27 protein-coding genes are annotated in these 24296 nt (G+C 69.1%); 18 read left to right on the top strand and 9 right to left on the bottom strand.

The window, feature by feature from the left end; genetic code table 11:
* Positions 1-98: 98 nt before the first annotated feature.
* Entirely contained in the window at positions 99-542 is a 444-nt protein-coding gene (locus tag ACN5KJ_RS13300) for a hypothetical protein (protein WP_347166606.1), read from the bottom strand.
* 451 nt (positions 543-993) lie between these two features.
* Here ACN5KJ_RS13300 and ffh point away from each other — a divergent pair, with 451 nt between their 5' ends.
* From ffh to ACN5KJ_RS13360, 12 genes are all read left to right on the top strand, one after another.
* Positions 994-2499 carry a signal recognition particle protein gene (ffh, locus tag ACN5KJ_RS13305; protein WP_418594540.1) on the top strand — a complete coding sequence of 502 codons (1506 nt, stop codon included), beginning with the start codon at positions 994-996 and terminating at the stop codon, positions 2497-2499.
* Between the two features lie 125 nt (positions 2500-2624).
* Positions 2625-3158, top strand: coding sequence for a GNAT family N-acetyltransferase (locus ACN5KJ_RS13310; protein ID WP_418594542.1), 534 nt, complete (start codon positions 2625-2627; stop codon positions 3156-3158).
* Positions 3159-3273: 115 nt separating this feature from the next.
* The gene (locus tag ACN5KJ_RS13315; RefSeq protein ID WP_418594544.1) at positions 3274-3807 is read left to right on the top strand and encodes a GNAT family N-acetyltransferase; all 534 of its coding nucleotides are present in this window, start codon (positions 3274-3276) and stop codon (positions 3805-3807) included.
* Positions 3804-4313 carry a GNAT family N-acetyltransferase gene (locus ACN5KJ_RS13320; RefSeq protein ID WP_418594545.1) on the top strand — a complete coding sequence of 170 codons (510 nt, stop codon included), beginning with the start codon at positions 3804-3806 and terminating at the stop codon, positions 4311-4313. The genes ACN5KJ_RS13315 and ACN5KJ_RS13320 overlap by 4 nt, the downstream gene beginning before the upstream one ends.
* Positions 4310-4882 (top strand): GNAT family N-acetyltransferase, encoded by a 573-nt coding sequence (locus tag ACN5KJ_RS13325; RefSeq protein WP_418594547.1) that lies wholly within the window; start codon positions 4310-4312, stop codon positions 4880-4882. The genes ACN5KJ_RS13320 and ACN5KJ_RS13325 overlap by 4 nt, the downstream gene beginning before the upstream one ends.
* Complete coding sequence (locus ACN5KJ_RS13330) at positions 4882-5484, top strand: GNAT family N-acetyltransferase (RefSeq protein WP_229245561.1); 603 nt, start codon at positions 4882-4884, stop codon at positions 5482-5484. Before ACN5KJ_RS13325 ends, ACN5KJ_RS13330 begins: the two co-directional genes overlap by 1 nt.
* 156 nt (positions 5485-5640) lie before the next feature.
* On the top strand, positions 5641-5937 hold the full coding sequence (locus ACN5KJ_RS13335) for a chorismate mutase (protein ID WP_023851137.1): 297 nt from the start codon (positions 5641-5643) through the stop codon (positions 5935-5937).
* 48 nt (positions 5938-5985) lie between these two features.
* A complete protein-coding gene (gene rpsP, locus ACN5KJ_RS13340; RefSeq protein ID WP_023851136.1) occupies positions 5986-6357 on the top strand; it encodes a 30S ribosomal protein S16 in 372 nt (123 codons plus the stop codon).
* Between the two features lie 74 nt (positions 6358-6431).
* Positions 6432-6578 carry a hypothetical protein gene (locus ACN5KJ_RS13345; RefSeq protein ID WP_347166603.1) on the top strand — a complete coding sequence of 49 codons (147 nt, stop codon included), beginning with the start codon at positions 6432-6434 and terminating at the stop codon, positions 6576-6578.
* An 18-nt stretch (positions 6579-6596) separates the two neighbouring features.
* The gene (gene rimM, locus ACN5KJ_RS13350) at positions 6597-7109 is read left to right on the top strand and encodes a ribosome maturation factor RimM (protein ID WP_347166602.1); all 513 of its coding nucleotides are present in this window, start codon (positions 6597-6599) and stop codon (positions 7107-7109) included.
* A gap of 211 nt (positions 7110-7320) precedes the next feature.
* Positions 7321-8067 carry a tRNA (guanosine(37)-N1)-methyltransferase TrmD gene (trmD, locus tag ACN5KJ_RS13355; RefSeq protein ID WP_418594661.1) on the top strand — a complete coding sequence of 249 codons (747 nt, stop codon included), beginning with the start codon at positions 7321-7323 and terminating at the stop codon, positions 8065-8067.
* The gene (locus ACN5KJ_RS13360; protein ID WP_418594550.1) at positions 8064-8510 is read left to right on the top strand and encodes an N-acetyltransferase family protein; all 447 of its coding nucleotides are present in this window, start codon (positions 8064-8066) and stop codon (positions 8508-8510) included. Before trmD ends, ACN5KJ_RS13360 begins: the two co-directional genes overlap by 4 nt.
* A gap of 4 nt (positions 8511-8514) precedes the next feature.
* Here ACN5KJ_RS13360 and ACN5KJ_RS13365 read toward each other — a convergent pair whose 3' ends face one another.
* A complete protein-coding gene (locus tag ACN5KJ_RS13365) occupies positions 8515-9243 on the bottom strand; it encodes a Crp/Fnr family transcriptional regulator (RefSeq protein WP_347166600.1) in 729 nt (242 codons plus the stop codon).
* An 85-nt stretch (positions 9244-9328) separates the two neighbouring features.
* On the opposite strand from ACN5KJ_RS13365, the gene ACN5KJ_RS13370 reads away from it, so the two are divergent.
* From ACN5KJ_RS13370 to rpmE, 4 genes are all read left to right on the top strand, one after another.
* Positions 9329-9685: a hypothetical protein gene (locus ACN5KJ_RS13370; protein ID WP_418594551.1), complete on the top strand. Its 357-nt coding sequence runs from the start codon at positions 9329-9331 to the stop codon at positions 9683-9685.
* Positions 9686-9919: 234 nt separating this feature from the next.
* The gene (locus tag ACN5KJ_RS13375) at positions 9920-11320 is read left to right on the top strand and encodes an SH3 domain-containing protein (RefSeq protein ID WP_418594553.1); all 1401 of its coding nucleotides are present in this window, start codon (positions 9920-9922) and stop codon (positions 11318-11320) included.
* Positions 11321-11739: 419 nt separating this feature from the next.
* Positions 11740-12129 carry a 50S ribosomal protein L19 gene (rplS, locus tag ACN5KJ_RS13380; protein WP_023851128.1) on the top strand — a complete coding sequence of 130 codons (390 nt, stop codon included), beginning with the start codon at positions 11740-11742 and terminating at the stop codon, positions 12127-12129.
* 11 nt (positions 12130-12140) lie between these two features.
* Positions 12141-12362 carry a 50S ribosomal protein L31 gene (rpmE, locus tag ACN5KJ_RS13385; protein ID WP_206563160.1) on the top strand — a complete coding sequence of 74 codons (222 nt, stop codon included), beginning with the start codon at positions 12141-12143 and terminating at the stop codon, positions 12360-12362.
* Between the two features lie 18 nt (positions 12363-12380).
* Here the strand turns inward: rpmE and ACN5KJ_RS13390 are convergent, their stop codons facing one another.
* Positions 12381-13739 carry a sensor histidine kinase gene (locus ACN5KJ_RS13390; RefSeq protein ID WP_347166596.1) on the bottom strand — a complete coding sequence of 453 codons (1359 nt, stop codon included), beginning with the start codon at positions 13737-13739 and terminating at the stop codon, positions 12381-12383.
* A 484-nt stretch (positions 13740-14223) separates the two neighbouring features.
* Here ACN5KJ_RS13390 and ACN5KJ_RS13395 point away from each other — a divergent pair, with 484 nt between their 5' ends.
* On the top strand, positions 14224-14901 hold the full coding sequence (locus ACN5KJ_RS13395) for a GntR family transcriptional regulator (RefSeq protein WP_347166595.1): 678 nt from the start codon (positions 14224-14226) through the stop codon (positions 14899-14901).
* Between the two features lie 243 nt (positions 14902-15144).
* Here ACN5KJ_RS13395 and cueR read toward each other — a convergent pair whose 3' ends face one another.
* A complete protein-coding gene (gene cueR / locus ACN5KJ_RS13400; RefSeq protein WP_347166594.1) occupies positions 15145-15543 on the bottom strand; it encodes a Cu(I)-responsive transcriptional regulator in 399 nt (132 codons plus the stop codon).
* Positions 15540-18047, bottom strand: coding sequence for a heavy metal translocating P-type ATPase (locus ACN5KJ_RS13405; protein ID WP_418594555.1), 2508 nt, complete (start codon positions 18045-18047; stop codon positions 15540-15542). Before ACN5KJ_RS13405 ends, cueR begins: the two co-directional genes overlap by 4 nt.
* Before the next feature lie 145 nt (positions 18048-18192).
* Between ACN5KJ_RS13405 and ACN5KJ_RS13410 the strand changes: the two genes are divergently transcribed.
* Entirely contained in the window at positions 18193-18387 is a 195-nt protein-coding gene (locus ACN5KJ_RS13410; RefSeq protein WP_418594557.1) for a heavy-metal-associated domain-containing protein, read from the top strand.
* A 296-nt stretch (positions 18388-18683) separates the two neighbouring features.
* Here the strand turns inward: ACN5KJ_RS13410 and ACN5KJ_RS13415 are convergent, their stop codons facing one another.
* The 4 genes from ACN5KJ_RS13415 to ACN5KJ_RS13430 are packed head-to-tail and all read right to left on the bottom strand — an operon-like array spanning position 18684 to position 24252.
* Positions 18684-20117 (bottom strand): alkaline phosphatase D family protein, encoded by a 1434-nt coding sequence (locus ACN5KJ_RS13415; protein WP_418594559.1) that lies wholly within the window; start codon positions 20115-20117, stop codon positions 18684-18686.
* 57 nt (positions 20118-20174) lie between these two features.
* Positions 20175-21686 carry a malonate--CoA ligase gene (locus ACN5KJ_RS13420; RefSeq protein WP_418594560.1) on the bottom strand — a complete coding sequence of 504 codons (1512 nt, stop codon included), beginning with the start codon at positions 21684-21686 and terminating at the stop codon, positions 20175-20177.
* Positions 21683-22939, bottom strand: a complete 1257-nt coding sequence (locus ACN5KJ_RS13425; RefSeq protein WP_347166591.1) for a malonyl-CoA decarboxylase — start codon at positions 22937-22939, stop codon at positions 21683-21685. The genes ACN5KJ_RS13420 and ACN5KJ_RS13425 overlap by 4 nt, the downstream gene beginning before the upstream one ends.
* On the bottom strand, positions 22936-24252 hold the full coding sequence (locus ACN5KJ_RS13430) for a TRAP transporter large permease (protein WP_418594562.1): 1317 nt from the start codon (positions 24250-24252) through the stop codon (positions 22936-22938). Before ACN5KJ_RS13430 ends, ACN5KJ_RS13425 begins: the two co-directional genes overlap by 4 nt.
* Positions 24253-24296 lie beyond the last annotated feature (44 nt).

A 24296-nucleotide genomic window follows, 5' to 3' on the forward strand; every position in this document is an offset into this window, starting at 1 on the left:
GGCGCGGCCGACCGGCGGAGGGTGGAAAACTGCGGCCCGCGTTCGGGGCGCAGACCCCTTGCCATCCAGCCCCCTGCCCGCGCGGGCTGCGGGCTCCGTCACCGGGCGCCGAAACCCGTGCGGCGCGCCCCAAGCAGACCCCGGACCTCGGGGTCGCGCACATCCAGCCCCAGCGCCTCCAGCGCCTCGACAGGGTCGCGGTAGACGCCAAGGTGGTAGGGGATCTTGTCCTTCACCGCGTCCCGGTACAGCCTGCAAATCCCGAAGGCCACCTTCTGCGGCGCGTAGATCGCCGTCCGAGCCCGGGGGTCGCGCGCCTCGCTGTACGGCGTCATCCGCATCGCGATGCGCTGCACCTCGGCAAAGAAGTTCTCCGGGAACCGGCAGTCTTCCGCGTCCAGCAGCAGATGCTGCCCGCCGTCGTACAGGGGATCGGCGCGATAGGCCCGGTAGACCTCCATGTTCTGATCGACGGTGATGTCCCCCCGGAACGCGACCAGGTACAGGTTCAGCTGCGGGACGATCCTGTAGCTTGCGGGCATGAACGGGCGCTCTTGAACAGCGGGGGAACGGTTTCCAGAACCTGCCACACCGCGCCCTGCCCGGCAATGCGATCCCGTATCGGCGCAGAACGGCCCGCCCCTCTGGCCGCCCCTCTGCCCCCAGGCCCCGGTCGGCGCCACGCCTTGCGGTCACACAGCGCCGGGCGGCGCCCACCGCCCACGCCGCCGCAACCGCAGGCCCCCTGCCCCCTGCGCCACACCCGATGACCCCGGCGCACCCTTGACTTTATGGCCCGTTTCCTGCAAACCCCGCCCAATCCCGGAAGCCCCCTGAGTCTTCCGGTCCCATGGGCATGGCCCGGGATCGCCCTCCGTCAGCGCGTTGCGCCCACGGGGGCTCTCGTGCTTTGACCCGCCGCGATTGAGAAGCCGGTCCGCTCCGCCTACCTTGGAGAGGTACCCGAGACAGACAGAAGGAGGGGTCTCCCTCATGTTCGAAAATCTCTCCGAACGCCTGGGCGGCGTCTTCAACCGGCTGACCAAGCAGGGCGCCCTGTCCGAGGATGACGTCCGCACCGCCTTGCGCGAAGTCCGCGTCGCCCTTCTGGAGGCCGACGTCTCGCTGCCGGTCACCCGCCAGTTCGTGAAGGCGGTCGAGAAGAAGGCCACCGGCGCCGCGGTGACGAAATCCGTCACCCCCGGCCAGCAGGTCGTGAAGATCGTCCACGACGAGCTGATCGAGGTGCTGCGCGGCGAGGAAGACCCGGGCCGCCTGCGCATCGACAACCCGCCCGCGCCGATCCTGATGGTCGGCCTGCAGGGCGGCGGCAAGACGACGACCACCGCCAAGCTGGCGAAACGGCTGAAAGAGCGTGACGGCAAGAAGGTCCTGATGGCCTCGCTCGACGTCAACCGCCCGGCGGCCATGGAACAGCTTGCCATCCTCGGCACCCAGATCGGCGTCGACACCCTGCCCATCGTCAAGGGCGAGGACCCGGTCGCCATCGCCAAACGCGCCAAGACGCAGGCCGGCCTCGGCGGCTACGACGTCTACATGCTGGACACCGCCGGGCGCCTCAGCATCGACGAAGAGCTGATGGCACAGGTCGAGGCGGTGCGCGACGTCGCCAACCCACGCGAGACGCTTCTGGTGGTCGACGGCCTGACCGGTCAGGACGCGCTGCACACGGCGCAGAACTTCGACGACCGCATCGGCATCTCGGGCGTCGTGCTGACCCGGATGGACGGCGACGGTCGTGGCGGCGCCGCGCTCTCGATGCGCGCGGTCACCGGCAAGCCGATCCGCTTCGTCGGTCTGGGCGAGAAGATGGACGCGCTGGAAACCTTCGAGCCGGAACGGGTCGCGGGCCGCATCCTCGGCATGGGCGACATCGTCTCCCTCGTGGAGAAAGCGCAGGCCACGCTCGAGGCCGAGCAGGCCGAGCGCATGATGAAGCGCTTCCAGAAGGGTCAGTTCAACATGAACGACCTGAAGATGCAGCTTGAGCAGATGATCAAGATGGGCGGCATGGAGGGCATGATGTCCATGCTCCCCGGCGCGCAGAAGATGTCCAGGCAGATGGGCGACGCGGGCATGGACGACAAGGTCCTCAGCCAGCAGATCGCGCTGATCAACTCGATGACCAAGAAGGAACGCGCCAACCCGCAGATCCTTCAGGCCAGCCGCAAGAAACGCATCGCGGCAGGCTCCGGCATGGAGGTCAGCGACCTCAACAAGCTGCTGAAGATGCAGCGCCAGATGTCCGACGTGATGAAGAAGATGGGCAAGATGGGCAAGGGCGGCATGCTGAAACAGGCCATGAAGGGCATGTTCGGCAAGGATGGCGCTCCGTCCGACATGGCCGGCCAGATGGACCCCAAGGCGCTCGAGGCCGCCGCCCGCCAGATGGGCAAGAGCATGCCCGGCGGCCTGCCCGGCCTCGGCGGCGGGGGCGGCCTGCCCCCCGGCCTCTCGGGCTTCGGCAAGAAGAAATGATCCGCCGAACCCCGATCGGCACCCCGTAACCCCAAGCCCGAAAGGACAGGCAAGGCCCCGCTTCTTCTTGGCGGAAATACCTCCCGCCGGAGGCATCCGACAGCAGCCACGCACCGACCCGACCGATGTCAGCCCCGACCCTCTCCACGCCCCGTCTGCGCCTGCGCGCCCATGTGATGGCAGACCTCGACGCCCTCTGCGACGTCTTCGCGGACGACCGCTCGGCCTGGATGGGCGGGCCGCTCGACCGTGTCTCGGCCTGGCGCTGGCTGGCCTCGGAGGTGGGCATGTGGGATCTGCTCGGCCATGGCGCCTGGGCTGTGGAAACCCGCGACGGCACCTTTGTCGGGCAGGTATCCCTGCTGCAGCCGCCGCACTACCCCGAATGCGAACTGGGCTGGACGCTGGTCGCCTCCGCCGAGGGCCAGGGCTACGCGCAGGAGGCCGCGACCGCGGCGCTGCACTGGGCCTGGGCGCAGGGGCGTGAAACGCTGGTGTCCTACATCACCCCCGGCAACAGCCGGTCCATCGCGCTGGCCGAACGGCTGGGCGCCACGCCCGACCCCGACGCCCCGCTCCCCGAGGGCGAGACCCCGGCAGAGACCATCGTCTACCGCCACCGCCCCGACGCAGACGGCAGCGCGGAGGCCTACGCATGAACGCGCCGCTGGCCTCTGCACGCAGCCAAGCGCCCTGCAAGGCGCTTTCACGCCGCAGTCCTGCGGCGTCGGAAGGCCGTTGCAACGGCCTTCCCCGCGCCCGAGGAGACCGGCCATGACCCTGACGAACGCCCCCCGCCTCGAGGCCGAGCGCCTCATCCTGCGCGGCCCCGAACAGGCCGACGCCGAGCCGGTGATCGCCTTCCTGATGGACAGCGCCCGCGCCGGCGGCTTCGGCGGCTACGACAATCGCGGCGACGCCTGGCGCTGGTTCGCGCTGATGGTCGGGCATTGGCACATCCGCGGCTACGGCTATTTCGTCATCGAGGACCGCGCCTCCGGCAAGGCCGCCGGGATCAGCGGCATCTGGAACCCCGAGGGCTGGCCCGAGCCGGAACTCGGCTGGGTGGTCTTCGACGGCTTCGAGGGGCGCGGCATCGCCTTCGAGGCCGCCACCCGCGCGCGGCAGTGGGCCTATGCCCTCGACGGGCTGGCCATGACCACGCTGACCTCGAACATCGTGCCCTCGAACACCCGGTCCAAGGCGCTCGCCACGCGCCTCGGCGCGGTTTACGAACGCACCTACCACAACCCCAACATGGGCGAGGACGAGCTCTGGCGGCACCCCGGGCCGGAGGCGCTGTCATGATGCCCGCGCTCTCCATCTCGACCGAGCGCCTGACCCTGCGCACGCCGGTGCTGGCGGATTTCGACGCCGTCGAGGCCTATGCCCGCTCGCCCCGCGCCTTCTTCACCGGCGGCCAGCAAACCGAGCAGATGCCGATCTGGCGCGGCTTCCTCGGCACCGCCGGGCACTGGGCGCTGAAGGGCTACGGCATGTTCACCGTGCTGCGCGACGGCACGCCGGTGGGCCGGGTCGGCGTCATCGACCACGTCATGTGGGAAGAGCCGGAACTGGGCTGGCACCTCTTCGAGGGCCACGAGGGCCAGGGCTACGCCACAGAGGCCGCCCTCGCCGCCCGCCGCTGGGCCGCCACGGAACGCGGCCTCGGGCCGCTGGTCTCCTTTGTCCACCCGGACAACGCGCCCTCGCGCCGCGTGGCAGAGCGCCTCGGCGCGACGCACGAGCGCGACACCACCCTTCTGGGCGGCCCCGCGCAGGTCTGGCGCCACCCGGCCGAGGCCGCCGCATGATCGCGCCCTGCGAAATACACCGCCCCGGGCCCGCCGCCCGCACCGCCGCCCGGCTGGGCGGCAGGCTGCCGGTGCTCGACACCCGGCGGCTGCAACTGCGCGGCCCGCGGATCTACGACTTCGACTCCTTTGCGGCGATCCTCTGCTCGGACCGCGCCGGCTACATGGGCGGCCCGATGACCCGCGCCGAGGCCTGGGCCGAATTCACCAATTACACCGCCTGCTGGCTGCTGCACGGCCACGGCCTCTGGACCATCGACGCGCAGACCGCGCCCTCTGCCGGTTTCGTGGTGCTGGGCTATGAATACGCCGACCCCGAGGCCGAACTGGGCATCTTCCTGACCGAGGGCGCCGAGGGACAGGGCATCGCCGAAGAGGCGCTGACCGCCGCCCGCGCCCATGCCTTCGACACGCTGGGATGGGACAGCGTCGTCTCCTATGTCGCCGCCGACAACAGCCGCTGCCTGGCGCTGATGCAGCGCATGGGCGCGCAGCGCGACCGGGACGCCGAGGCCGCGATCGGGGACCGGACGCTCTGCGTCTTCCGCCACCGGAAAGGCGCCGCGTGATGGGCTTCGCCGCGATCCCCGAACTGGCCACCGAACGGCTGGTCCTGAAGGCCCCGCAGCCGCAGGACTACCCGGATTTCAAGGCCACCTTCGCCTCGTACCGCTCGCGGTTCATGGGCGGGCCGCTCAATGCCTACGAGACCTGGATGCTCTATGCCGCCGAGATCGGCCATTGGGAAATCCGCGGCTTCGGCATGTGGATGATCCACCTCAGGGACAGCGGCGAAACCGTCGGCATGGCCGGCGGCTGGTTCCCGGCCAAATGGCCGGAGAGGGAAATCGCCTGGATCATCTGGCCGGACCGGGGCGGCAAGGGCTTCGCTCTGGAGGCCACGGACCGCGTGCGCCGACACTTCTACCACGACATGGGCTGGGAAACGGCGGTCAGCTACATCGACCCCAAGAACCTCGACTCGATCCGCCTGGCAGAGCGTCTGGGCTGCACCAAGGACCACGCCGCGCCCTCCATCGACGGCTCGGACGCGGTCTACCGCCACCCGACGCCCGAGGCGCTCAGCGGCCAGATCGGCCACGGCGTCGCCATGGAAATCGCCCATTACCGGGATCCGCTCTTCCGGCCGAAGGGGTTCGCCCTTGACTGACCTGTGCCTTTTGATGTCCCGGGCCGTCGCAGGCGCCCCCCCTTGCTTCTTTGGTCCGGAAATACCTCGGGGAGCGCGAGGGGCTGGCCCCTCGCATCTACCGCAGCATCACGCCATGCCCTCTCGCACTGAACCACCCCGCCCCAGGAGACCCCGATGACCGACCCCGTCGCACGCGCCGCCCAGTTGCTGAAAGGCCACCGCGAATCCATCGACCGGCTGGACGCGATCCTCGTCTTCACGCTGGCGGAACGGTTCAAGCACACACAGGCCGTGGGCGTCCTCAAGGCGCAGCACGACCTTCCCCCATCCGACCCCGCGCGCGAGGAAAAGCAGATCGCGCGGCTGCAGGATTTGGCGACCCAGGCTGATCTGGACCCGGAATTCGCCAAAAAGTTCCTGAACTTCGTGATTCAGGAAGTCATCCAGCATCACAAGCAACACCAATCCTGAGGCGGGCCAAACCCCGTCTCTGAAACGCCATCCCAAGGAGAAACCCACATGGCTATCAAAATTCGTCTCGCCCGCGGCGGTTCCAAGAAGCGCCCCTTCTACCGCATCGTCGCCGCCGACTCGCGCATGCCGCGCGACGGCCGCTTCATCGAGAAGCTGGGCACCTACAACCCGCTGCTGCCGAAAGACAGCGAAGACCGCGTGAAGATGGACATGGACCGCGTCCAGTACTGGCTGGGCCAGGGCGCGCAGACCACCGACCGCGTGTCGCGCTTCCTTGAAGCCGCTGGCGTCGTCGAGAAGAAAGAGCGCGCCAACATGAAGAAGGCCGAGCCGGGCAAGAAAGCCAAGGAACGCGCCGAAGAGAAAGCCGCCAAGGCCGCTGCCGCGGCTGGTGGTGACGAGGGCGACGCGGAATAAGACCCGCGCCCTTTGTGTCCCGGCGGGTGGCCCACCCGCCCGCCGGGCACGCTTTCCCCTGTTCCGGATCGCCGATGTTTCGCCCCTTCCGCCTGCTGATCCTTCTGGGTCTGGCCTTCGTGGCGGGTGTGCTCTTCGAACGTGCCAACAAGCGCGATCTGTGTCAGGAACTGGGTGGAACATGGAATTCCGCCGGGCTTTGTACCCGGCCTGCGCAATGACACCGGGGATGGCCTTGCATGAGTGACAGCGAGATGGTCTGCGTCGGCGCCGTATCGGGCGCCTTCGGTGTACATGGCGAGGTGCGGCTGAAGAGCTTCACCGCCGATCCCGGCGCCATCGCCGACTACGCCCCGCTGTCCACAGAGGACGGCGCGCGGCAGTACGACATAGACCTGCAACGCGAGATCAAGGGCGGCTTCGCGGCGCGCCTGTCCGGCGTCCTGACGAAAGAGGATGCGGACGCGCTGAAGGGCACGCGGCTCTATGCGCCGCGCGACCGGCTGCCCTCGCTTCCCGATGACGAATTCTACCACGCCGACCTGATCGGCCTGACCGTGCTGGACACCGGCGGCGCCGAACTGGGCCGCGTGAAGGCGGTGCACAACCACGGCGCGGCGGACCTGCTGGAAATACAGGTGCCGGGACAAAGCCGCACGGTTCTGCTGCCCTTCACCCAGGCCGCCGTGCCCACCGTCGACCTGACCGCCGGGCGCATCGTCGCCGACCCGCCCGAGGGCCTGCTGGACTGACGCCTGCCCCGGGCGCCTGGGGAACAGCCGCAGCCGGGGGGGGCCTGCCCCGTCCCGGCAGAAGCCAAGCGCAGCGGCCCCCCGACCGGCTTTCACGGTTCCTCTCTGCCGCGAAAGCCATTAGACCCGCAAAAAACCACCGGAGGCCCCCGTGACCGAACAGGACAAGCCCGCGCCGCGGTCTCATGGCCGCAAGTCGATCCACGCCACGATGAAGCCGCGCAACCTGATGGGCCCGGACGAGACCCTGGCCCGGGCCTGGCAGGCGCAGGTGATCACGCTTTTCCCCGAGGCCTTCCCGGGCATTCTCGGCCATTCCCTGACCGGCAAGGCGCTGAAGGAAGGCCGCTGGCAATTGCAGCCCGTGCCGCTGCGCGACTTCGGCGAGGGCAAGCACCGCAATGTCGACGACACCCCCGCCGGGGGCGGCGCGGGCATGGTGCTGCGGCCCGACGTCATGGGCGCCGCCATCGAGGCCGCCCGCGCGGGCATGCCCGCCGGCGCGCCGATCCTCTACCTGTCGCCGCGCGGGCGCCGCTTCGATCAGGCCATGGCGCGCGATCTGGCCACCCGGCCCGGCGTGACCCTGATCTGCGGCCGCTTCGAAGGGCTGGACCAGCGCGTTCTGGATCACTACCGCATCACCGAAGTCAGCCTTGGCGACTACGTGCTGACCGGCGGAGAGATCGCCGCGCAGGCCATGCTGGACGCCACCGTCCGGCTGCTGCCGGGGGTGCTGGGCAATGCCGCCTCGACCGAAGAGGAAAGCTTTTCCGAAGGCCTGCTCGAACATCCGCAATACACCCGCCCCGCCGAATGGCAGGGGCTGGCGATCCCCGAGGTGCTGATGTCCGGCCATCATGGCGAGATCGCGAAATGGCGCCGGGCGCAGGCCGAAGACCTGACGCGGCAGCGCCGCCCCGATCTCTGGGCCGCCTACAAGGGGCGCCCGGAATGATGCGCCGCGCCACCCGCGCCGACCTGCCCGCCATCGTCGCGCTGCTGGCCGACGACACTCTGGGGGCCGGGCGCGAGGATGCCTCGCTGCCGCTGAACGCCGCCTATCTGTCCGCCTTCGAGGCCATCGAGCGCGACGAGAACCAGTTCCTTGCCGTCGCCGAGCAAGACGGCGCCCTGCTGGGCTGCCTGCACCTGACCTTTCTGCCGGGGATCTCGCGTCTGGGCGCCTGGCGCGGGCAGGTGGAATCGGTGCGCGTCGCAGCAGCGGCCCGGGGCAGCGGCCTTGGCCGCCGGATGCTGGAATGGGCCGCCGAGACCGCCCGGGCGCGCGGCTGCACGCTGGTGCAGCTGACCACCGACAAGACCCGCCCGGAGGCCCATCGCTTCTACGAAAGCCTCGGCTACCAGCCGACGCATATCGGGTACAAGCTGCCGCTGTAAGCGGTCAGATCAGCGGGCGGCAGTGGGTGCCGTTAAGCGGCGTGCCCGCCATCTCGGCCAGCCCTTCGGGGTCGTGGATGTCCAGCCAGCCATCCGCCCATGTGGCCAGCTTCGCACGGCGGATCATCGACAGCGTCTTGTTGGTGTGGACCAGCGACAGCCCCATCGCATCGGCGAAATCGGTCTGCCGGAACGGCATCGGCGCGCGGTCACGCTTGGCAAGGCCCGAGGCCTTCGACCGCTGCATCAGCCGCATCAGCCCCCAGGCCACCCGCTCCTTGGCGGTGCGCTGGCCGACGGCGGTCAGGGCTTCCGAAAGCATCGTTTCCTCCTCCGCCGCGACCCATGTCACGTCGAAGGCGCGCTCTGGCGCGTCGCGGTACAGCCGCCGCAGATCCTTGCGGTCGAAGACGCAGAGCACCATCTCGGTCGTCGATTCCACCGAGTGGTCCATTTCCTCCATGACCGCCGCCTGAAGCCCGAGGAAGTCACCGGGGAAGACGAAGCTCAGGACCTGCCGCCTGCCGCTTTCCAGCGTCTTGTAGCGCACCCCCTGCCCCTGCAGCACGGTGTAAAGCTGCGGCGAGGAGGTGCCCTCCTCGAGGATCGGCATGCCCGCGTCGACGCGTAGCTCGCCGTGTTTCAGCGCGTCGGTTATCTTGATGTCCGACGCGCTGAAGGCCTGAAAGCTGTCCAGTTTGCGCAGGGGGCAGTCTTGGCAGGAGATCCGCATGGATGCGTTCCGCTATGTCATAGTTAAATGCGGTCTGGAGGTTGCCCCATTAAAAGCGAAAGGGCAACGGAAGGCCTTTTCAAAAATGCTCAGACTCCTGATCGTCGAGCCGGACCCGCTGATCTCGCTGGATCTGGCAGAGGCGGCATCCCATCGCATGGCCAACGCCACCGTCGAGGAAGTGCCCTCGGTGGCGCATGCCCGTGCGCGTCTGGCCAGCGGCGAGGCCCTGACCCATATGTTCATCCGCAAGCCCGACGATCTGCAGGCGACGGAGACCTATGGCTTCATCTCGGAAATGTCGCGGGCCGGGGTCATCTCGATCCTCGTGGGCGCCGACGAGCCGCCCCGCGGCCTGCCCCCGATCCCGCATATGACGCATCTGTCCATCCCCTTCACCTCGGACATGCTCGAATCAGTGTTCAACATGCGCTTCCGATAGGCGGCAGGCGCCGCGCCTGCCCTGGCGATCCGGCGGCGCTTTCCCGTGGCCTAGCCGGTCTGGAAGCGGGTCGCCTACAACAAGGCCGCGCGCGGCCCCGGACCGTGGAGGGGGCCTGCCTATGCAATGACCTGCCCCTCCTTGAAGACCGGACAACAGGCCCCGCGGCGCTGGACGCAGGGGCAGGCGCGGGCTAGCCTGACGGCATTTCCGCAGCTTATTGAAAGGCCTGCCATGCTGTCCCGCCTCGGCCTCGTGCTGACCCTTTGCCTGTTCCCCGCCTTCTCGCAGGCGCTGGAGATCACCCAGCGGCCCGACCTCGCCCCCCGTCTCGAAGCCCTGCGCTCGCTTTACAGCTCGAACTGGACGCCCGAGCCGGGACAGGTTTCGCAATACACTGTCTTTCACCTCTCCGGCCCCATCGTGCCGGGCGACACAGAGCGCGTGAAAGCGGCGCTGGAGACGACCTGGGGCAAGTACATCGTGCTGGAAAGCCCGGGCGGCAACTTCCTGGAAGGCATCGCACTGGGCGGGTACATCAGTTCGATCATGGAGAACCAGGATCCGGATATCTACGGGGTCTTCGTCCTGAAGGACGGGCCCTGCCTGTCGGCCTGCGCGCTGGCCGTGGCGCTGTCGACCTCGACCCGCGACATCTCGGAGGACATGGATTACCGCTATATCGAACACGGGGCCGAGCTGGGCTTTCACATGGGCATCCTGCCCGAGGAAAAGGCCACCCAGGCGGTCGAGGCGCGGCAGATGATGAACCTGACCTATGACATCACGCAGGCCTATGCCTCGCTGATCATGGGCGGGGTCGCCCCGCCGATCCTGCTGGCCGAGGCGCTGGAGCATCGCACCTCCGCCAGCTTCTTTACCCTGCGCGGCGGCATCCGCACCCATGCCATGCGCCTGACCCCGGTCGGCCCGCCGTATATGGCGCGGGCGGTGGACACCGCCGGGCTGAGCACCACCGCGCTGGAGGCCATGTGCTACACCGCCTTCGCGGCGGAACCGACGATCCACAAATCCTTCGTGGATTACGAATGGGGGCAGCTTGATCTGGGCGGCTATTCAACGCCCACACTACCCATAGAGGATTTCGCCGCACAGCTTGGCGCGCGCCGCATCGCCGCCAGCCACAACGGGGCCGCGCATTGCCTGGTGGAACTGCGCGACGATGGCAGCGTCGGCCTGGACATCCTGCCCGGCCCGCCCCCCTGTACCGCCCGGGACAGCGCCTGGTGCGCCGTCTCCGGCGACCGCCGCCTGCCCGATGCCTCTGTGGCGTTGCTTGCCGATGCCATGGGCTGTTCTTCGGGCAGGCTGACGCGCGACGCCGCCTTCTGGGGCTCGGACCTGTCGGGCGTGATGCACGAACCCTACCCCAAGACGATGGAGCGCCCGGTCGCCAGCGGCGTGAACATGCGGGACGCGCCCGGGATGGGCGGCGCCCGCATCGGCTCTGTCGCGGCAGGCGACACGGTGACCATCGAGGAGTGCACGCTTGTCGATGGCCCTCAGGGGGTCTGGATGAAGGTGCGGGCGGGCGGCACCTCGGGCTGGGTCAGCGCGCGCTTTCTGGATGCCACCCAGACCGTGTACCTGCGACCCTTCCGCGACGGCCCCTGACACCGCGCCTTGGGGAAGGCGCCAACGCACCCCGGCGCCACCGGTGCGGCAGCGACTGCCCCGGCACCCTGTCCTGACGCCATCGGCACCGCGCGCGACTGGATCGGCGCCATGGGCGCAGGCGGCGCACCCGCGCGCAACGCCCCCGATGCGGCAGGCGCCCGCCTGTTTCGGAAGCCTCCGCGCAGAGGCCCCGCGCCGCGTGCAAGGGACTTGATCGAAGGACGGCGCGGGCGTATAGGCAGGCCAGCGATGGGCACCGGGGCGACTCGGTGCCTTTCGTGATATGGACCGGTGGCAGGCCCTGCCCGCCCCGGACCGGACGCAAGAAAGAAAAAGCTGTCCCGCTCCGGCGCCCGCGCCGGTTCCGGGCCAGACATCTCCGCGGGCAAACCGCGACGAACATAGGAGAAGGTCGGATGGACCTCATCGCACAACTCGAGGCGGAACAGATCGCCTCGCTCGGGAAAACCATTCCCGATTTCAAGGCCGGCGACACCATTCGCGTCGGTTACAAGGTGACCGAAGGCACCCGCACCCGCGTGCAGAACTACGAAGGCGTCTGCATCAGCCGCAAGAACGGCAAGGGCATCGCGGCCTCGTTCACCGTCCGCAAGATTTCCTTCGGTGAAGGCGTCGAGCGGGTTTTCCCGCTGTACTCGACCAACATCGAATCCATCGAGGTCGTCCGTCGTGGCCGCGTCCGTCGCGCCAAGATGTACTACCTGCGCTCGCGTCGCGGCAAATCGGCCCGGATCGCGGAAGATGCAAACTACAAGCCCCTCAAGGGCCAGAACGCGAACGCGTAAGGAGCGGCGATATGAAAAAGGGCATTCACCCCGACTACCACGTCGTCACCGTCAAGATGACCGACGGCACCGAATTCCAGACCCGCACCACCTGGGGCAAGGAAGGCGACTCGCTGCAGCTGGACATCGACCCGACCGTGCACCCGGCCTGGACCGGCGGCACCGGCCGCATGCTCGACCAGGGCGGCCGCGTCTCGCGCTTCAAGAAGAAGTACGAGGGCCTCGGCTTCTGAGCCGTCCCGAACTGCCGATTACAACGCCGTCCTCTCGGGGGCGGCGTTTTTCGTTTGCGGCACCTGCGGCCCCGCCGCCTCTGCCAGCGGCAGGTACAGGGTGGCCCGCGTGCCGCGCGCATCGCTGTCCAGCGCCAGCCCGCCGCCCGCCTCGCGCGCAAAGCCCAGCACCATGGACAGGCCCAGCCCGATGCCCTTGCCGACCGGCCTTGTCGTGTAGAACGGGTCCAGCACCCGTCCGATCCGCTCTGCCGGAATGCCGTGGCCGGTATCCTCGACCCGGATGCTGGCATAGGCGCCGGGCGGCAGAAGGCTGCAATCCGCCATGCGGCGCGGATCGTCGAGCTGCACCGCCCGCGTCGAAACACGGATGACGTCGCCCGGCACAGAGGCATCGGCGGCGTTGCGGATCAGGTTGATCAGCGCCGCGGTCAGCAGCCCCTCGTCGACCTGAACGCAATGCGGGTCGGGCTGGCCCTGCGGCATCAGCAGGACGCCCGCAGGCAAGAGCGGCGCCGCCTGCCTCAGGATACGGTCGAGGCTGCGCGGCGCGTCCAGCCGCTCGCGCCGCACCGGCGCCCGGCGCGCATAGACCAGCAGTTGCTGAACCACGGCCTCGGCACGCTCGGCGGCGGCCCGGGCCTCGTCCAGCGCGGCGGCGCGGTCCTTCGGGTCTTCCAGCAGGTCCGCCAGTTCAAGGTTGCCCTTGATCACCGTCAGCACGTTGTTGAAGTCATGCGCCACGCCGCCCGCAAGCCGACCGATGGCGGAGGCCTTCTGTTCCTGCGCGGCGCGGGCCGCGGTTTCTTCGCCCGCAAGCCGGGTCTTGCGCGACAACAGCATGGCCTGCGCGGTGTAGAAGAAAACGACGAAGGTCATCAGGGCGATGCCGCCCTTCTCGGGCCAGGCATGCGCCCGCGCCGCGACATGCCAGGACACCTTCGCCCAAAGGCCGCCGATGACGATGATCTGCAGGGCAATCATCCACAGATCGCGGTCGGCGCGCCGGGACAGGAAGACCATCGTCGTGGCCATCAGCCCGAGGCCCGCGTAGGACAGCGCAGCATCCTCCTGCGCGGCAAGATGCACGGGCATCCAGAGAAAGGCGCAGAGGCCGGCAACCACAAGCAGCCCGGCGATCACCGGGTCGCGGGGCCGCGCGACCCGTTTCCGAAGCCGGAGAAAGCCGTAAAGCGCGGCGTGAACGGCAAGGTAGAGACCGCTCCAGAGCAGGGCGGCCAGCCAGCCGGTGTAGATGTACAGCAGGATCGACCCAAGCAGGGTGCCCGACAGGCGAAGGGCCAGCTCGGCCGGTTCTCCGTACTCCCGCTGGTACAGGAATGTCAGGTCGTCCTGCGGATTGCGCTGCCTCTTCACCCCCGGGCCATCCCCTGTGGTCGCGTGCCACCGCGCCGGGGCCGGATACCTCCGATGCGGCTGAAACAAACATATCGCCCGGATGCAATACGAGTAAACATGCCAAATCCGGACAGATTCCGCGTCTGACAGGCCCGGTTCGGGTCCGCTGTCACTGACCGGTGCCGGAACATCGGGCAATCCCGGCCCAGTCTCAGGCCAATCTCGGGCCAGCCGCTTCCGGGGACCATGGGCCTGCCCCCGGCGGTCGGAGAGGGGTGAGAGGCCAAACGCAGGCCCGGTGGCGTGGACACCGGCGAAAGCAGCCGCACAGGCAGATTGCCGCGCGCCACCGGCGGGGCCGCCACGGCACAGACCTTTCCGTGCAGCACCGTGGCGACATGGCTTGTCTTGGCGGCGCTGGCTTGGCAAGCTGCGGGCCAAGCGGCTTGACCGCCCGGCCCCGCCGCATGTATCCAAGTGTATGCAAGAATGGGAGCCCAAGATGACCACCCGCACCGATGCCCCGCCCCCCGGCCCGTCGGGCAATTCGGTCTACCAGCAGCTTCTGGAAGAGATCCGGGCCGGAACGCTGCTGCCGGGCGACCGCCTGCGCGAGATCGACCTTGCGACCCGGCTTGGCGTCAGCCGCACCCCGGTGCGCGAGGCCATCCGCCAGCTCGAAACCGATGGGCTGGTGACGCATATCCCGCGCACCGGCGCCAGCCTGCGGCGGCTGGACTACCCCGAGGTCATGGAGCTGTACGAGATGCGCGCGGTGCTGGAAGGCACGGCGGCGCGGCTGGCGGCCCGGGCGGCCTCGGAGGTCGAGATCGAAGAGCTTGAGGCACTGAACGACCGCCTGACCGCCGCAACCAGCGGAACAGAGGCGGCGCGGCTCAACCGCCTTTTCCACGCCACCCTGCTGGATACGGCCAAGAACCGCTTTCTGGCCAAGTCCATGACCTCGCTGCACAAGGCCATGATGATCCTCGGCCCCACCACGCTGACCGAAAGCGAGCGGGCGGAGAATGCCGATGCCGAACACCGCCGCGTGCTGGAGGCCCTGAAGGCCCGCGACGGGGCCGCCGCCGAGGCCACCATGCGCGCCCATATCGAGGCCGCGCAACGGGTGCGCATCCGGGCGCTGGCGGATCGCGTACGCCCGCTGGAAGACGACTAGACGGCTGCGGGAAAAGGTCCGCCGGGCGCGCCTGCCGCGTCGCGCGGCGGCCCCGAGGCGCCTTGTTCATCGGTTGTACGCCTGGGACGGACGCGTGACGCCCCTCGCATCGGAACGCCTTGATCCATGGCTTTTCGACAGCCCGCCAGAACGCCCCGGCCCCGGATCTCGACCCGGCCCGCCTGCCCCGGCCTTGCCGATGTCACGGCGGGCCCGGGCAGGCGGGATCCGGGATCCTGTGCGTCAGGCCCGGTCGTCCGACGGCGAGAGATCCTCGAGGATTGGGCAGTCGGGCCGGTTGTCGCCCGCGCAGGCATGGACCAGCCGCGTCAGCGTCTTCTTCATCGACTGCAACCGGGCGATCTTCTCCTCGATGCGGACAAGATGCTCTTGCGCCAGCGCCTTGACCTGCGCGCTTTCGCGCTGGTCGTCCTCGTATAGCGCCAGCAGCGTGCGGCAGTCCTCGATCGTGAAACCCAGCGCCCGCGCCCGCCCCAGAAAGGCCAGCTTGTGCAGGTCGCTTTCGCGGAAGCTGCGGTAGCCGTTGGCGCTGCGCGCCGGGCGGATCAGGCCGATGTCCTCGTAGTAACGGATGGTCTTGGGCGGCAGGCCGGACTTCTCGGCAACGTCTCCGATGTTCATGAGGTCACCTCCGGTGCCGTCACGGGTTGTGGCGCCGTGCCGCCGGGGGCGGCCCGTTCATCCAGCGCCGGGGCAATGCGGCGCAGGCGCAGGGCGTTCGTCAGCACGAAGACCGAGGACAGCGCCATGGCCCCCGCCGCCAGCATCGGCGACAGCATCAGGCCGAAGGCGGGATACAGCACCCCCGCCGCCACCGGGATCAGCGCGGCATTGTAGGCGAAGGCCCAGAACAGGTTCTGCCGGATATTGCGCATGGTCCGGGCCGAGACCTCGACCGCGTTCACCACGCCCCGCAGGTCGCCCGACATCAGCACCACGTCGGCAGAGGAGATGGCGACATCGGTGCCCGTGCCGATGGCGATGCCCACCTCGGCGCTGGCCAGCGCGGGCGCGTCGTTGATGCCGTCACCGACAAAGGCCACGGGTCCGCGCTTGCGCAGTTCCTCCAGCGCGGCGACCTTGCCGTCGGGCAGGACGTCGGCGACGACGTGGTCGATGCCGGTCTCGGCGGCGATGGCCAGCGCCGTGGCGCGCCGGTCGCCGGTGATCAGCGCAACGTCCAGCCCGCGCGCCTTCAGCGCGGCGATGGCGGCGCGGCTGGCGGGCTTCACCGGGTCCGACACGCCGATCAGCGCGGCGGCCTGCCCGTCGATGGCGACATAGAGCACCGTGCGGCCCCGCTGTTCCAGCGCCTCGGCCCGGTCCGTCAGGGCGCCGATGTCGATGCCCTCGCGCGCCATGTAGCGGGCGGCGCCGACCTTGACCTCTGCGCCCTCCACGCGGCCCCGGACGCCATAGCCGGTTTCCGAGGCGAAGTCGGTCATGGCCGGCAGCGGCACGTCAGAGCGCTGCACCCGCAGGATGGCCTGCGCAACCGGGTGTTCGGAATGCGCCTCGACCGCGGCGGCGAGGGTCAGGACACGCACCCGGCCAAAGCCCTCGGTGGTCTCGATCTCGGTCAGCTCCGGGCGGCCTTCGGTCACGGTGCCGGTCTTGTCCAGCGCCACCACGCGCACCCCGTCCAGCGCCTGCAGGGCGTCGCCCTTGCGGAACAGCACGCCCAGTTCGGCGGCACGGCCCGTGCCCACCATGATCGAGGTCGGCGTGGCAAGGCCCATGGCACAGGGGCAGGCGATGATCAGCACCGAGACCCCGGCGACCAGGGCCATGGTCAGCGCCGGATCGGGGCCGAAGACCATCCAGACCAGCACGGTCAGCAGCGCCACCGCCATCACCACCGGCACGAACCAGAGCGTGATGCGGTCCACAAGGCCCTGGATCGGCAGCTTGGCGCCCTGCGCCTCCTGCACCATGCGGATGATCTGCGCCAGCGTGGTGTCGGCGCCGGTGCGCGTCACCCGGACCTGAAGGCTGCCGGTGCCGTTCACCGTGCCGCCGGTCACCGGGTCGCCGGCCTGCTTGTCGGCGGGGATCGGCTCTCCGGTCAGCATGCTTTCGTCGACGGCGCTGTGGCCCTCGGCGACCTCGCCATCGGCGGCGATGCGCTCTCCGGGGCGGACAAGCAGCAGGTCGCCGGGTTGCAGGCTGTCAGTGTCCACATCCTCGGGCTGGCCATTGCGCAGGGCGCGGGCGGTGCGGGCCTGAAGCCCCACCAGCGACCGGATCGCCGCGCCGGTGCGGCCCCGGGCGCGGGCCTCGAGCGTGCGGCCCAGGAGGATCAGCACGACGATCACCGCCGCCGCCTCGAAGTAGACGGCGCGCAGGGCGTCCGGCAGCAGGCCGGGCAGGAAGGTCGCCACGGTGGAATAGCCCCAGGCCGCCAGCGTGCCGACCGCGACCAGCGAGTTCATGTCCGGCGCCCCCTTCAGCAGTGCCGGGATGCCGCGCGCGTAGAACATGCGCCCCGGCCCCGCCAGCACCAGCGTGGTCAGCAGGAACTGCGCCAGCCAGCTTGTCTCGCGCCCGATGGTGGCGTGGACCCAGTGGTGCAGCGCCGGAAACAGGTGCCCGCCCATCTCGACCACGAAGACCGGCAGGGTCAGGACGGCGGCAAGCAGGGTCTGGCGGGTCAGGGCGCGGGCCTCTTCCGCCTTGCGTTCCCCCTGATCGGTCACTTCCTGCGCCTGCGCCACGCGGGCCGGGTAGCCCGCCTGCGTGGCGGCGGCGGCGATCTCTGCCGGGGTGACGGCGGCCTCGGCATAGGTCACCGTCGCGATCTCTGCCGCGAGGTTGACCGAGACCTCCAGCACGCCCGGCACGGCGGCCAGCGCCCGGTCCACCCGACCGACGCAGGAGGCGCAGGTCATCTGCGCCACCGCCAGCGTGACAGAGCTCTGCCGCGCCGGGTAGCCCAGCGCCTTCAGCGCGCCGACCGCCTCTGTCACCCGCGCCGGGTCGTCCACCGTGAAACGCGCGGTTTCCGCGGCCAGGTTGACCGAGACGTCAGAGACGCCGGTCAGCGCCGCAAGGCCGCGGTCGACGCGGCCGACGCAGGAGGCGCAGGACATGCCCTCGATACTCAGGGTGATGGGTGATGCGGACATGAGGGCCTCCGGTTGCGTGATGGCAGGGATATGGGGCTTCCAGTCACTGGAGGGTCAAGGGGCATGGTGTCGATTTTTTTGCGGGGCTTGACCTTCCATCTGCTGGAAGCCCCATCTGGAGAGGATCAAGAACAGGAGCCCGACCATGAAATTCAACGTTCCCGAAATGAGTTGCGGCCATTGCACCGCCGCGATCGAGAAGGCCGTGACAGCCGCCGACCCCAGCGCCTCTGTCGCCTGCGACCTGACAGAGCGCACGGTCACCGTGGACAGCAGGCTCGACGACGGGGCCATTCAGGCGGCGCTGAAGGGCGCGGGATACGCCGCCCAGGCGGCCTGACGCGCGCGGTCCGCGCCGGGGGCACCCGGCGCGGGCTGAGCGGGCTGGCGCCGGATCGGGGATGATTCTGCAGAGGGTGGCCGCGCAATCGCGGGCGCTGTGCCCGTGGCTGCGGCGCTCTTGGGTATTTTTGCCAAAGAGAAGCAGCGGCTGTGCCCAGGTGGCAGCGTGGGTTGCCCTGATGAGACGATATGGCGACCCGGGGCGCGGCGGGCGCAGAACCGTCCCGGGGCAGAGGTGGCGGCGGGCCGCTGACATCGCGGCGAGGCGCCAGAGGGCGCCGCCCCGCCGCGATGTCAGAGCGGCAGCGGCGGCGTCAACCCGCTGTGTTCGAGATCCCAGCGCGCCGACCATGCGCCGCCGCTGCGCTCCAGCAGCAGCCAGTTGCGTTCGGCGGTGTAGAGCGCCCGCTGTCCCGGCAGGGGCCTCACCCGGATCGGGTGGCCGCGCAGCGGGCTTTCGCCCAGCCGCGCCAGCGCCCCGAGGAAGCGCGCCCAGCCCTTCGGCGGCGCCCGGTGCGCCACGCCCGAGGCGACCAGCTGATCCAGCGCGATGCCGGGGCCAAGCGTCATCTCGGCGCGGGTGGCGAGGTGGATCTCACCCGAGAGCGCGGTGATCCCGTGACCCTCGCGCAGCGCCATCTCGCGGACCATGCGCAGCATCCGCCGCCATTCCTCGCGGTGGGCCCGGCTTTGCCACTGGTCGCGCAGGTCGTCCTCGTATTTCTGCATCGAGGGGATCAGCACCATGATCGTTTCGAGGATCGACAGGCGCGGCCCCAGCAGAGGCACGCTGGACATCAGGAAGCTGTGGCCGGGGTCGGGGCGTGCTGTCTCTGCCTCCATCGCGGCCCAGCCGCCGGGGCCCATGACGCGGCGGCGGGTGCGTTCGCCCCGCAGGTCGGGGGCGATGATCCGCAGCCCCTGCCCCCGCACCGTCCAGTCGAGGTGCTGGCCCTTCGGGTCGGCGAAGCGCGCGGGCAGGTCGCCGTCCACCGTTGCCTGCTGGAAGATCAGGAAGGCCGCGCGGGCCTCGGAGAACAGCGTCTCGCCCACGGTGCTTTCGGTGCGCGAACGCCGCAGCGAGCCCCAGCCGTCGCAGATGTCGTGGTCGTCCCATTGCATCAGGGACGGCACACGCGCCGCCAGCCAGGCGAACTGCGGCGCGCGGTAGAGCGCGGCGTAGCGCATCAGGAAGCGTTCGCGCAGGTGGTGGCGCAGGTCGGCCACCTGCGCCGGTGTCGGGTGGCGTTCGAAATCCTCGGGCCAGTCCTCGGTCAGCGGGTGGCCCTGCGTCACCTCGTCGGCATAGATCTGGTCGCCGCCGTGCAGAAGCAGGCCAAGGGGCGCCGCTTCGTGCTGTGCCCGCAGGCGCGCCCACATGACGTTGCGCTCTGACTCGGCGCGGTCCATGTCGCCGATTTCCTCGCCGTTGCAGGACACGTAGCCCAGCCGCAGGTCGCCGGTCAGGTCGCTGGCCACCGCGAAGCTCTGACCGTTCCAGTCGTAGGAGGACGCGCGACCGACGGGCAGCGTGAAGCGCGTGCGCCAGACGGTGGCGCTGTCGTAGCGGGCCAGCGCCGCGGGGCGATGGTCCATGCCTTCCGCGCGGATCGGTCCCGGCGCAGCCTCGCCCGGGACGATGAAAAGCGCGGCCAGTGCCATGCGCCCGTCCGAGAGGTCGTCGAGTACGAGTACGGGGCCGATGGTCCGGGGGATCTGCTCTGTCATGCCCAGCAGGTAGGGTCTGCGGCGCGACCGCGCACCCCCCTGCCGGGAAATTTCACCTCAACCGGCGAACATCCCCGCATGGGTATCGCGCAGAAGGTTCTTCTGCACCTTGCCCATGGTGTTGCGCGGCAGGGCCTCGGCCATGACGAAGGCGCGCGGGTGCTTGAAGCGCGCAAGGCTTTCCTTGCAGGCCTCGGCCAGCGCGGCCTCGTCGGGTGCTTGCCCCCTGGCGGGGACGATGACGGCGACGACGGTTTCCCCGAAATCCGGGTGCGGCACGCCGATCACGGCGCTTTCCAGCACGCCGGGCTGCTCGTCCAGCACCAGTTCGATCTCCTTGGGGTAGATGTTGTAGCCGCCCGAGATGATCAGGTCCTTGTTGCGGCCGACGATGGTGACATAACCGTCCGCTCCCTGGGTCCCCAGATCGCCGGTGATGAAGAAGCCGTCGGCGCGCAGTTCGGCGGCGGTCTTTTCCGGCATCTGCCAGTAGCCCTTGAAGACGTTGGGGCCGCGCACCTCGATCTGGCCGACCTCGCCGCGCGGTAGTTCGGCGCCGGTCTCGGGGTCGGTGACTTTCAGCTCGACCCCCGGCAGGGGCACGCCCACGGTCCCGGCGCGGCGGTCGCCGTCGTAGGGGTTCGAGGTGTTCATATTGGTCTCGGTCATGCCGTAGCGTTCGAGGATGCGGTGCCCGGTGCGCGCCTCGAAGCGTTCATGCGTTTCCGCCAGAAGCGGGGCGGAGCCCGAGATGAAGAGCCGCATGTGCCCGGTCAGCGCCTTGTCGAAGCGGTCGTCGTCCAGGAGGCGGGTGTAGAAGGTCGGCACACCCATCATGCAGGTCGCCCCGGGCAGGCGGGCGATCATCGCGTCCTGTTCGAACTTCGGCAGGAAGATCATCGAGCCACCCGCCAGCAGCGTCACATTGGTCGCCACGAACAGCCCATGCGTGTGGAAGATCGGCAGCGCGTGCAGCAGCACGTCGGTCTCGCCGAAGTGCCAGTACTCGACCAGCGTGCGGGCATTGGACAGCAGGTTCTCCTGCGTCAGCATCGCGCCCTTCGAGCGGCCCGTGGTGCCCGAAGTGTAAAGGAAGGCGGCAAGGTCCTCGCCGTCGCGCGCGACGGTCTGGTAGCTCTCGGGCTGGCCTGCGGCGGCCTCGGACAGCGTGCCCGAACCATCGCCGTTCAGCGTCAGGAAGCGCGCGCCGAAGCCTTCGGCCATGGGCGCAAGATCGCCCTCTTTCGCGGCATCGCCGACCAGCAGCTTGGCGCCCGAGTTCTCGACGAAATAGGCCAGCTCGTCGCGGGTATAGGCGGTGTTGAGCGGCAGGAAGACCACGCCCGCCTGCGCGCAGGCGGCGTAGAGCGCCAGCGCCTCGGGCGATTTCTCGACCTGCGCGGCAAGGCGGTCGCCGGGTTCCAGCCCCTGCGCATCCAGCACATGCGCGATCTGCGCGGCCTTGGCCAGAAAGCCCGCGTAGCTCAGCGTGCCGCCCTCGGGCAGATGCAGGAAGGGGGCATCGCGGCCCGCGTGGGCGCCGAAGAGGCTGTCGTAAAGGGGGTTCATTCCGTTGTCTCCTTCAGGGCGCTTTCGGCGGCAGAGGTCAGTCCGCGCACCTCGCCCGACATCGCCACCTCCTGGGCAGCGGCAAAGCGTTCGTGGTTCTGCGACACCCGCGCCAGATCGTAAAGGTAATTCACCATCAGTCCGTGGGACTGGCCCAGCCCCTTGGGCGAGATATCGGCGCCGGCGTTCAGCGCATGGACCAGCGCGCCGTTGCCAAGGTGGAAACGCGCCACCGGGTCCAGCGGTTGCCCGTCCGGGCGCTTGGCCCGCGTCAGGTAATGGGCGCCAAGCTGGCGCAGCTGGGTCTCGGTCATGCCGTCCGCGCTCAGTTCCCGGTCCGCCAGCCAGCGCGCGAAGCCCGGCATGGGCGACAGCGTGACGAAGGTCTTGAGACCGGGCAGCGCCTGCGAGAGATCGGCGGCCACCTGCTTGATCAGCGAATTGCCGAAAGAGATGCCCGCCAGCCCGGCCTGACAGTTCGAGATCGAGTAGAAATTCGCCGTATCCGCCTGATCGGCGGGGCGCACCGTGCGGTCCTCGGCCAGAAGCGCCTGCACCGAACTCGCCACCCCCTGCGTCAGCGCCACCTCGACGAAGATCAGCGGCTCGTCCGGCATGGCCGGGTGGAAGAAGGCGAAACAGCGCCGGTCCGCCGGTTGCAGGCGGCGGCGCAGGTCGTCCCAGCTGTCGATGGCATGCACCGCCTCGTAGGCGATGATCTTTTCAAGGATCGCCGCAGGGCTTTCCCAACTGATCGGGCGCAGCACCAGAAAGCCCCGGTTGAACCACGAGGCGAAGAGGTGGCGAAAGTCGAGGTCCAGCGCCATCAGCGCCTCTTCGCCCCGCCCCAGCCGCAGCAGGTCGGCGCGCATCCGAACCAGCAGATGAGTCGCCCCCGGCACCATGTTCAGGCGGCGGATCAGCTCCTGCCGGGGCGGCTCGGCGGCGGCGGCAAAGGCGCGGTAACTGGCCTTTCCGGGTGCCTCTTCATAGGCGGCCAGGGCGGCCCGAACCGCCTCTGGCTGCACGTCCATCGCCGTCGCGAGGTGGCGGAAGAAGGCCAGCCTGTCCGCGTCGGACCAACCTTCGTAGCGGTCCAGCAACTGGCGCGCGACGGCTTGGCCGGTGACCTCTCCGGTGGCGCCGATCAGGTCGGCGGTCAGATCCTCGAAGGGCCGGTCGTCCTGCCGGGCAAGGCCGAAGCGATAGCGCCGCTCGAAGACCGTGTTCAGAAGGTCGGCGAGGATGCTCATACGCCCGGTCCCATCACGAGGTCGGGCAGCCATGTCGCCAGCCCCGGGAAGAAGCACAGAAGCAGAATGGCCAAGACCATGCAGGCGACGAAGGGCAAAGAGCCTTTGAGGATGGTCTTCAACGAGATGTCCGGCGCGATGCCGTTGATCACGTAGAGGTTCAGGCCCACCGGCGGAGAGATCAGGCCGATCTCCATGTTGATGGTCAGGATCACCGCGAACCAGATCGGGTCGAACCCGGCGGTCTGGATGATCGGCAGCAGGATCGGCGCCGCCATCAGGATCACCGCCACCGGCGGCAGGAAGAACCCGGCGATCAGCAGGAAGACGTTCACTGCCGCCATCAGCACCCAGCGGTTGACCTCAAGCTCTCCGATCCATGCGGCGATGCTCTGGGTGATGAAGAGCGACGACAGCATGTAGCTGAAGACCCCGGCGGCGGCGATGATGAAGAGGATCATCACGCTTTCCCGGGTCGAGTCGCGCAGGACCACCCACAGCGACCGGGGCGACCAGAGCTGGTAGATCACCATGGCGATCAGCAGGCAGAGCAGCGCCCCCACGGCGGCGGTTTCAGAGGGCGTCGCGATGCCGCCGTACATGGCGTAAAGGACGCCGAGGATGATCACCAGGAAGGGCACGACGCGGGGCAGGATCTCGAACCGCTCTCCCCAAGAATAGCTGCGCGCGGTCAGCTTGTCGCGCTCGCCCGAGCGTGCGGTGGAATAGAGCGACCACGCCATGAAGAGCATCATCAGCATGAAGCCCGGCACCACGCCCGCAAGGAACAGCCGCCCGATCGAGGTCTCGGTCGCGATGCCATAGACGATCATGGTGACAGAGGGCGGGATCAGGATGCCCAGCGTGCCGCCCGCCGCGATGGACCCCGCCGCGACGCCGTCGGGATAGCCGCGCTTGCGCATCTCGGGGATGCCCATCTTGCCGATGGCCGCACAGGTCGCCGGGCTGGAGCCCGACATCGCCGCGAACAGCGCGCAGGCGCCGAGGTTGGAAATCACCAGCCCGCCCGGCACCCGGGTCAGCCAGCGTTCCAGCGCCTCGTACAGATCCGCGCCCGCGCGGGTCGAGGCAATCGAAGCGCCCATGATGATGAACATCGGGATCGACAGCAGCGCAAAGCTGTCGAGCTTGCCGAAGAAGATCTCTGGCATCAGTTCCAGCGACCGGACGCCGTCGAAGACGATCAGGAAGCCAGCCGACACGATCAGCAGGCCAACCGCCACCGACACGCCGGAAAACAGGACGAGAATGGTGGCCAGCGCGACCAGCAGTCCCAGAACAAGCGGGTCCATCAGCGGGGTCCTTTCGTATCGGAGAAGTCCTGCGCGGCGCGCGC

Source organism: Ponticoccus sp. (in: a-proteobacteria) (assembly GCF_048381735.1).